Below are 4,625 nucleotides of genomic sequence, written 5' to 3' on the forward strand. Positions count from 1 at the left end.
ATACGTAATCTGGGACATTGTCGACAGAGAGCGCAAGGCCGGTCAATCATGGGCAGATATTGGCGACGCTCTCGGGGTCAGCCGTCAAGCTGCGCAGCAAAAATTTGGTGCCAAATCTGACTGATTCTAGGCAGGTTCCCATTGCACCGGGAGGGCGGTTTCGATGACAGTTACGACTGATTCGAGATCGCCCTTTTCCGTGTATTCGAGGATGTCAGCGAGGCGCAGCGGCTTGTTTTTGATCCTGTCCCAATCTTGACCAGGAATTAGCAGCTGCAAGTCATCTTCTTTGGTGTCCTCGAGGATTTCCTCGTCTGTGCGTTCATCTTCGAGCGCTACCAAATCGCGGAGTCCTTGGCTCCATGTGATCGCTCGACGGCCCTTAGTCGCGGCCACATATTCGTTCCAAAGCTTCATGATGATGAAATTTTCGTCGTTGTCGGAACCGTCGAGAAGTTCAAACGGGGTCATCGACAAACCGCGGCCAGTCTTGAAGTCGAACCGCGCCATTTCCTTGCCGATGCCTTGATCTGGCTTCAGGTTTTTTTCCTGCACCTTGGACAGATACTGAGCTACAACCTTGCCGTCTTTGGTTGCTGGGCGAACGTCGATGCCCCGAAGTTTGCTAGGAATTCCACCGCCCAAAGAGGTCACATATTTTACCCAGCGGTCGAAAAGTGCGCTGCTCAGTGCTTCTTGATCGTCAGCAGTCATTGGCTTGTTTGTGAACAGCAGCGCGTGAATATGCGGGTGCCAACCATTTTCACCGAGGGTTACCTCGACAGCTCGCACGAATCCTTGAACGCCGAACTGATTTTTGAAGTTGACCCATGCGCGACCGGAGGTGACTTTTGACCATGCTTTGAGCGCAGCATTCAGGGTGACGGCCAGCTTGTCGGTTCTCTTGTGCCGCATGGTCAGGGTGACGAATACGAGGTGATTTTCGTCTGTCTGCCACTTCTCAACTGCCGATTGAATATCAGTTGCACGTTCGGCACGGATCACCGCAGAGCAGACAGGGCACGCCCAGATTGAGGCGCAGCGTTCAAGGCCCGAGAAGTGAGCGTTAGTGTCCAAGTCCCCGGAATGGTGGACGCCCACAGTCTCAGCAACACGCCAACGACACCGAGCAGGACGCGGAGGGCGAATCCATCCGTCCTCAGAAGCTTTGGCACCCTCACCAGCAGCCGCAACAGGTGGTAACCCGGCTTCCATCCTTGCGCCTCTAATTAGCCAGTCTGAGGAGCGTTGACGCCGTTCAAATCTCTTCCTGCGCCACTCATTTGCAGTCGAAGCGGAAGACTTATTCGCGATATACCAAGGCGGCGCCTCCGGCGCCTCTCCGGCGCCGCCGTTCCCGCTCCGCTCCACGTCGTCACCTACGGGCTTGGAGCGCCGCTCTAAGGTCTCTGACCGCGTGTTTGTCCCCGGTGGTGCTTGAATGTCGGGGTGATCCAGTAGCATTATTAAAGAAGCCTCCAGAGGCTGTATAGACGCGGAGGGATTGCCGTCCCGTTGAAACGTCTAGCGTTTAGGTTGTCGAAGGCCCCCAAGCATCTAATGCATGGGGGCCTATCGCTTTTTTAAAACCTATGCGCCAACGGGTAGCAACCAGTGCAGGCACGCCGGGGAGCGGAAACGCGCATCACTCAGGACGGCATTTATCGGCAACTTTGCACAGGTCAAGTGGCTAACATGCTGCCGCGAATGCTTCGCATCCTTTGCCATTGAAAAACCGTTGCCACGACTAAGCCGGAATATCGAGCTTGTATGGTGGCATTTTTCTATACTGTCGAGCAGCATCCTTGATTGCCTGGTCATCACACCAGAAAGCCCTAAACCGAACTACTGCCCCAGTTTCTCCGTCAACCATGTACCCAGTTCCGGGCTGAGACTGAGGGATTTTGTCGCAGTGCGCCCCGGCATCGTATGTGGATGCACCAAGAGCCAAAGTGGCGTCGTCCTTGGTGCGAAAGCGGAGGCCGACCACCGAGGTAAAGAGGCTCCGGGCCAAAATCGAGTCAGCACGTGGATCTTGAGCAAGAGCAAGAACGTTGATTCTTGCAGCGCGACCAGTGGACAGAACACGCTTCAAATCAGACTCAATCGCTGTTTTCGCCTTGTTGTCAGGGGCTGTGTACACAAGGGATGAATACTCATCAAGCAGCAGCAGAATAGCCGGCTGTTCTGTCGTTGGTTCGTGCTTTCTGGAACCAACGGAAACCATGTATTCGAGCCGGCGGTCTACCTCAGCGCGAAGTTCTCCCAGTGCTGCAGCGGCTTGTTCAAACGTTGTCGCGATCGAATCAAACAAAGGTTCTCCGGTGATGAGCTCGACGCCTCCCTTAAGGTCAACACCGATTACGCGGACAGTTCCACGGTCGATATGAGGGGCCAAAGCGAGCATGACCGACCAAACCACGCTTCCCTTGCCGCTGCCCGAACTTCCCAAAACCAGCGTTTGCCGATCAGCAAGGTTCAAACAAAAATCAGCGCCGGAATCTTGACGGCCAATAACCAACGGCGCGACGGGATCAGTCGCAGCGTTTGTCCTTGGGCAGGGGTGCCCCGGTTCCGGGAAAGGGATAGCTACGGCGAGACGGTCAACAGGTGCCACCCGAGGGAACACTAGCCGGACAGTCTGGGCAGAAATTCGCTCAACCCGTACCCAATCCGGCGAACAGTTCAGAACCGGAGCGTAAGCCTCAGCTTTTGTTTGCAAGGTGTCATCTGTTGCGGCCACAGTCTGCTGAGCAAAAAGGCTTACCGTTTCCGGAGTCACCACCAAGCGAGCGTCAGGCAAGCGGCGGACAGGATTCTTCATTGCCCATTCCAGAGTCTCAGCATCCAGCGGTGCGATCAGGGACATGGCTGCTGCATGGTGGTAACCGGCAACTCGCGCCTGACGATTAGCTTTTCTCCGCTTAAATCGCTTCCAATCAGAAACGCCTGGCATAAGCTGCGGCAGCCACAAGAACGAGGCAACCGCAGCGATTAGGAAGCACACCACAACTAAAACGGTTGCCGTCAATGAACGGCCGAAGATAGCGCCGACCACCAAAAACGCGACAAACCACGTCAAGGTAACAGCCGACGCCAGCAACAACCGGCCAAACTTGCCCAGCAAAAAGGCGATGCCCCGAGCTACCCAATCCCAGAAAATGTTCATCGTGAGTCAACCATCTTTCTCCACGATTCGAGAGCACGCAGCGCAAGCAAGCACACGGCCACAACAGCTAGCCACAATCCGCGAATCTGTGCCGGGTACATGTAGGACATAAAAACGACCGTTGAGCAGATGTACACAACAACGCCGGTAAGCAACACCCTCAAAAACCAGATGCATGCACGGACTCGCACGCTTCTAGGCCCGATCATCACTATTTCGTTGGACATTTTTAGGCCTCTGCCGTGACTAGAACCAAGCGCTCAACCGTGATTGAAAGCGCGATCCGGTTGTTTGCCTCGTAAGGCATCACCCAGATTTTGCCCTGTGCCTGGACTCGCTGCCCATACTCGAAAATCGCGCCCTCTTCACCCTCGATCACATGAATCGAAGCCGTTTTCTCTGTCTTGACCATGCCTTGCTTGTTCGTCAAAACCAGAATCGCACCGCTGGAATACGTCAATCGACCATCGGGGGAAAGATTAGGCTTGCCGTCCTTCATACGAACTTTCATCGGGTCACCCATGCCACCCGCAATAACCGGCCACAGGTTGGAATTAGTTTCAATGGGAAGCGCTCCGGGAGTGATCTGCTTGCTCATGGTGAGTCTCTTTTCATAGGTTCAGTTTGCCCGGTAATCGAGCAACCGAGAAAAACGTACCACGTTGCTCGATGAAAGCGCAAAGGGCTACAGTGGAACCATGACACCTAAACCAGCCCCTGAACCCGTATACGAAGATGCCCTCTATTACCCCGCAAAGGACGTGACAGATGTAGTGGGCCTTTCTCGCGATATTCAAGAACTCATCGACACCTACACAAAGGCTTTGCGGACTGTTCAGTCATCACGCAATGGCTACGAACGCCAGCAAGAAGCGGCCAAGCTCATCGTTTCCGGAGCTAATCACGGCCAACACCTCCGCCGACTACTTGCGGAAATAGCAATGAACGCCGGACAGACCCAACGAGAAGCAGCGGAACTTGTCGAGGTCTCCCGAAACACCACTTACCAATGGAGGCACAAACCGTTGTCCTCGCTGGACATGATGCTGTAAAACACTCTCCATATGGGCGGTTCCTGAGTATCGAATTGATGCCCAGGAATCGCCCATTTTTACGCCTATGTCAACTTTTCTTGACAGTCAACTATTCTTGACATACGTTTGATTTATGACTACTCCTAGCACTCAGCAAGCGATCGAAGCGGCCCGGATTCTTGGCCAATACTTCGATAACGCCGACCTCTCACACAGCCAAAAGGACGAAGAAAACACGCTCCATTCATTCGCTCAGGCGCACTCCGATTCAATGGCGAGTCTCAGCCATTCAAACGAGGACACAAGGCAGCTTGCAGCGCTGGCCTATCTTCAAGAACAGATCGGATACGTAATCTGGGACATTGTCGACAGAGAGCGCAAGGCCGGTCAATCATGGGCAGATATTGGCGACGCTCTCGGGG

5 protein-coding genes are annotated in these 4,625 nt (G+C 54.2%); 2 read left to right on the plus strand and 3 right to left on the minus strand.

The features are described from left to right. Positions 1-126 precede the first annotated feature (126 nt). The 3 genes from CXQ93_RS19970 to CXQ93_RS19985 form a co-directional block, all read right to left on the minus strand. Positions 127-1,077, minus strand: a complete 951-nt coding sequence (locus tag CXQ93_RS19970; protein WP_146073301.1) for a protein rep — start codon at positions 1,075-1,077, stop codon at positions 127-129. Positions 1,078-1,747: 670 nt separating this feature from the next. After that, positions 1,748-2,974: an FtsK/SpoIIIE domain-containing protein gene (locus tag CXQ93_RS19975; protein WP_219817401.1), complete on the minus strand. Its 1,227-nt coding sequence runs from the start codon at positions 2,972-2,974 to the stop codon at positions 1,748-1,750. Positions 2,975-3,398: 424 nt separating this feature from the next. Then, a complete protein-coding gene (locus CXQ93_RS19985; RefSeq protein WP_104112151.1) occupies positions 3,399-3,767 on the minus strand; it encodes a hypothetical protein in 369 nt (122 codons plus the stop codon). A gap of 100 nt (positions 3,768-3,867) precedes the next feature. On the opposite strand from CXQ93_RS19985, the gene CXQ93_RS19990 reads away from it, so the two are divergent. After that, a complete protein-coding gene (locus CXQ93_RS19990) occupies positions 3,868-4,221 on the plus strand; it encodes a hypothetical protein (protein WP_104112152.1) in 354 nt (117 codons plus the stop codon). A gap of 115 nt (positions 4,222-4,336) precedes the next feature. Beyond that, positions 4,337-4,625, plus strand: a 289-nt coding sequence (locus tag CXQ93_RS19995) for a hypothetical protein (protein ID WP_146073302.1), incomplete at its 3' end; no start/stop codon positions are given.

The organism is Arthrobacter sp. N199823, from assembly GCF_002929705.1.
Taxonomy (GTDB): domain Bacteria; phylum Actinomycetota; class Actinomycetes; order Actinomycetales; family Micrococcaceae; genus Specibacter.